This is a genomic window from Legionella sp. km772 (assembly GCF_003989735.1).
In the GTDB taxonomy this organism is placed as follows: Bacteria; Pseudomonadota; Gammaproteobacteria; order Legionellales; family Legionellaceae; genus Legionella.
In genome coordinates this window covers 1-3889 of the sequence record NZ_RZGQ01000231.1, presented here as the reverse complement: position 1 = coordinate 3889, position 3889 = coordinate 1, and the positions used below count along the sequence as shown (strand labels likewise).

The window sequence follows — 3889 nt, the reverse complement described above, 5'->3', positions numbered from 1 at the left end:
CAACCAAAGGCCGTTGGGAACAATTTTGGGATCGTATTAATCAAGCAGGATTAATTGGTCTGGCAGAAATTTGCTAGTTATTTATAAGAAGCAAGCAGTACATTAATTCGAGGTCATACCCACATAGAAAAGAGAAAATACTGAATGCTGAATCCGTCTAATATTTATTATTTTAGGATGGTGAATCGATAAAAAAAGCCCATAGATATTGGGCTTTTTTTTTATTTAAATTCTACTCTATTTTAATTAACTCCCAATCGCCAAAGTATCCATCTTTAGTTTTAATTAAATCCTCATAAACACGCATCTCTAAACCATCAGCAACCTCATCCCACCCGGTTACTTCCTTGGCTATATTAAAATAAGCATCATTAATAAAAAACACCCTGGGAACTCCGTATGTCCATATAATGCCATCAACACCCAAAAGCGTTGTTCCTTCAAATCCCCAATCATTCATTTCTTGTTCTGGAGTATTGCGACCGTGGTATAGTCTTAATTTCATAATTGCCCCCCTAAATTGATTTAAATTTGAGGACATAAGACATCATTAAACGCTGATTTCTTTTTCTTTTTAGACTATCGCAAAATTTTTGAATTGGTGCGCTGATTACTTTAATTATTTTTTTAGTCATTTTTATCCTTAATGAAGTAAATCCTTTGATATGTTTACTGTGTAAACATGCCAGATAGGAGGCCGAAATATTAAATTCCGACCTCTTTTTTACTTGATTAATCAATTGCTACGTACACACTAGGCACTCTAGAAGTGAAGCAAAGGGAAGTCCCTTTGCTTATCAATTCCCCAATTACCTCTTCATTTCCATCATTTTTTCAGTCAACGTCCACAAGGCACGATTTAGTTTCACATTTTGATCAATAGCCTTTACTTCTCTCGTTTTTGTTCGCGTGGTATAACCGTATTTATTTAAACGCTGACCGCGAATCCCGCCCTTAATTAAATTTTCTTGCAGAACATTAAACACCGTAAACAGATCATTATCTTTTTGATCCACATAGCGTCTTGGCTGCAATAAATTTTTAGGTGCAACAATCATCCCCCCTTCTTCATCAGAGAACTTTAGTGAATGGGCAGCTTCGGCAAAAAGCATTTTTTCATCCTCATTTAAATGAATTGAAGCCATCTCGTCTGATACATCAAGCATTGTGTTCGCCGTTTCAATTACTTTATAGGTGCCTTCAATAACATTGCCAATCACATCGCCTTGATGTTTAATTCTAATTTCGTCATACGATTGCCCCGCAATCATTCCATTACTGCATACGACCCGAAAAAGACCCGCCATTAATCGATAAGAAGACAAGCCATCATGAGAATTGATAAGGACAAGTTCAGGATAAAGCCCCTGATTATTCTGCGTGGCATCATGGCGTTGAAAACGGAGCATGTGTTTTGCAAATGCTTTTGATTCTTGCTTCAAACTTTTGGTCTGAGTTGCCCAAGTTGGAAAAAAGCCTTCGGACATTAATTTTTCAATGATTTGCTCTGTAGCGATGGGTGAGTACTTAGTACTTGTTTTATGGGAACTGGCCTGTGTGAAGATAGAGGGCGCTAATTTAAATAATTTTTCTTTTGATAAAATCGGTAACATGATGTGTTTCTCCTATGTTTTTACTATTGTTCTCAAGGAACATATACAGTATCGCAAAAAAGAGTATTTTTGTCAACTAAGTTGATAAACTTATTATATAAATATAATTTATCATAAATATTGATACTTTTTACTGCTCTTGTTATACTGTTCTTGTCTTAGTGACACATAGTAAAAACATAGGGAGAACACAATGACTATTCCAGAAATTATCCAGCAGCAATTGCTGCACACCAATAAAGCCATCGTTTGGTCGTGGGGCGTGTCTAAATGGTATGAACTATCCGCTAATGCGCTTGCACTAAGAGTTCATGCGCGATACTTAGATGGGTTTGTCTGCATCGAGCTGGATGAGGCACACGATTTATATGACATTTCTTTTTACCTGAATAAAGACTTTTCAGACATGCTGGTGTGGCCAGTAATACCCTATAAACCAATGAAAGGCGTGTATTGTGATCAACTGGTCGAATTAATTGATAATAGAATAGAAAAAATACCCGATTATAAATATTGATTAGCACCCTACTCCCATTATAGGGAGTAGGCTATCAACAGGAGTAGACCCATGAAAAAATTATCGTTTGCCGTTAAGGCAAACATGAATAAACCACCTAGAGTTCATGTGCAATCAGCCGATAAAAAAACAACCTATGGCTCATTTCAAGCAAATAACTGCGATGAATTTAATGGCTGGGATAAATTAAGCCAGGAAGAAACCATTGAATTAAACCACTACATGAACAATCTCAAAGCGATTGAGCATTACTTCTCAACAAAAGCGCTGTCCGAACAAAAGGATTTTAGAATCCGATTGCCCAGTAGTTTTATGGATACTCTTGATGAATTAAGCACGCTATGCTTTGAAGAGCACCTCGATTTGAATGTTTATGATGCCATGATTAGTGCCGCTATTGGTCAACTTAAAATAGCAACGGCAGGCCTTCCTGATGACAAAAAACAACACGCGCTAACCCTGCTTAATCAACTGGGATTATCTGAAAATGTAAAAACAGACGTGTCCTTAAAGATACAGGCCGTATTCTCTGAATTATTATCCATCCACAATAAATCAGAAAAACTGCACCAGAAGGCCAAGATGCTTTTTAATAAAGATAAAAGTATTGCTCCGAAAACCATTGAAGAAATCGCAAAAGGTGAATTATCAACGTCTAAATGGTTGGTTGCTTGTGCTATAGATATTTTACTGGAAGAAAAACCAGATATGGTGCAAAAAATATTGTCTGATAACGACATCTTGTTTTTGTGGGCTAATCCTTTACTTAAAAATCATAGACCAATCGAAGAGCTGCTCAATAATTTGAGCGCATTGAATAACTCAGAAACGTTACGCAACAAACTAAACTCCATGACTAATTTTAGTTAAAGGCTTTCCAAAATATCACATTTATGCTATAAAATACTATGAGAATAAAATTTTACCAAAAACAATCGGGCAAAAACCCTGTGGCGGAATTTCTAAATGATTTGCCGTCCGATGAGATAGCGCGACTTGCCGGTTGTTTAAAGAGCGTTGAAGAGTTGGGTTTTGATAGCCCAAGGGTGCAATTCAGGCAAATTAAAGGCTCGCTTTGGGAAATTAAAATTAAAACATCGCGCAGTGGTTATCGGTTTTTTTATGTGTGCATCCAAAAAGAAGTGATTGTTCTTTTACATGCCTACAAAAAACAATCACAAAAAGCACCAAAGCAAGATATTGAACTGGCTGAAAAACGAATGATGGAGGTATACGACCATGAAAGCACTTACCTTAAATGAGTTTATTGACGACAAAATCAATAAAGACGAAGAATTTGCCAGGCACTATGAGCGTGAGCAAATCATTAATAACATTGCCGTCATGATTGTAAATGCTCGTAAAAAGCGGCATATGACCCAATCCGAGTTGGCCAATAAAATTGGAACCAAGCAATCCGTTATTTCTCGCCTTGAAAGCGGCAATAGCTCGTTTATTCCATCATTAGAAACGTTAGTAAAGGTTGCTGATGCCCTCAATATGCACTTAAAATTGCAATTACAAGCCTAATAAAGATTTGGCCAACAGCCAACATCGAATAACAGTACATTTTAAAGGACATAAAATGGCATTAGATTTTTCTAAACTGAGTACAGGACAAACTGTTGATACAGTCTTTGCGTATTTCACTGAATTCGATCACTCGTTTCACTTTAAACGATCACCTATTTCACTCGAAATCGATCAGTGATTTCACTGAAAATGATCACTGCACTCAATCTGCAGCGATGCGGAGATT

At 36.7% G+C, this 3889-nt stretch carries 6 protein-coding genes; 4 read left to right on the top strand and 2 right to left on the bottom strand.

Features of this window, described 5'->3' with window-relative positions; genetic code table 11:
* Positions 1–232: 232 nt before the first annotated feature.
* A complete protein-coding gene (locus tag ELY15_RS14305) occupies positions 233–505 on the bottom strand; it encodes a hypothetical protein (protein ID WP_127101201.1) in 273 nt (90 codons plus the stop codon).
* Positions 506–809: 304 nt separating this feature from the next.
* Positions 810–1613 (bottom strand): DUF932 domain-containing protein, encoded by an 804-nt coding sequence (locus ELY15_RS14300; RefSeq protein ID WP_127101199.1) that lies wholly within the window; start codon positions 1611–1613, stop codon positions 810–812.
* 193 nt (positions 1614–1806) lie between these two features.
* Between ELY15_RS14300 and ELY15_RS14295 the strand changes: the two genes are divergently transcribed.
* Genes ELY15_RS14295 through ELY15_RS14280 form a run of 4 tightly spaced genes read left to right on the top strand, consistent with a single transcriptional unit; the run spans position 1807 to position 3660 of the window.
* A complete protein-coding gene (locus ELY15_RS14295) occupies positions 1807–2130 on the top strand; it encodes a hypothetical protein (RefSeq protein ID WP_127101197.1) in 324 nt (107 codons plus the stop codon).
* A 51-nt stretch (positions 2131–2181) separates the two neighbouring features.
* Positions 2182–3000 carry a hypothetical protein gene (locus ELY15_RS14290; RefSeq protein WP_127101195.1) on the top strand — a complete coding sequence of 273 codons (819 nt, stop codon included), beginning with the start codon at positions 2182–2184 and terminating at the stop codon, positions 2998–3000.
* A 38-nt stretch (positions 3001–3038) separates the two neighbouring features.
* Complete coding sequence (locus ELY15_RS14285; RefSeq protein ID WP_127101193.1) at positions 3039–3392, top strand: type II toxin-antitoxin system RelE/ParE family toxin; 354 nt, start codon at positions 3039–3041, stop codon at positions 3390–3392.
* The gene (locus tag ELY15_RS14280) at positions 3370–3660 is read left to right on the top strand and encodes a helix-turn-helix domain-containing protein (protein ID WP_031562427.1); all 291 of its coding nucleotides are present in this window, start codon (positions 3370–3372) and stop codon (positions 3658–3660) included. The genes ELY15_RS14285 and ELY15_RS14280 overlap by 23 nt, the downstream gene beginning before the upstream one ends.
* Positions 3661–3889: the final 229 nt, after the last annotated feature.

Coding starts and splice junctions, on each gene's coding strand:
- ELY15_RS14305 (WP_127101201.1), bottom strand. CDS start 505: ATGAAATTAAGACTATACCACGGTCGCAATACTCCAGAACAAGAAATG.
- ELY15_RS14300 (WP_127101199.1), bottom strand. CDS start 1,613: ATGTTACCGATTTTATCAAAAGAAAAATTATTTAAATTAGCGCCCTCT.
- ELY15_RS14295 (WP_127101197.1), top strand. CDS start 1,807: ATGACTATTCCAGAAATTATCCAGCAGCAATTGCTGCACACCAATAAA.
- ELY15_RS14290 (WP_127101195.1), top strand. CDS start 2,182: ATGAAAAAATTATCGTTTGCCGTTAAGGCAAACATGAATAAACCACCT.
- ELY15_RS14285 (WP_127101193.1), top strand. CDS start 3,039: ATGAGAATAAAATTTTACCAAAAACAATCGGGCAAAAACCCTGTGGCG.
- ELY15_RS14280 (WP_031562427.1), top strand. CDS start 3,370: ATGAAAGCACTTACCTTAAATGAGTTTATTGACGACAAAATCAATAAA.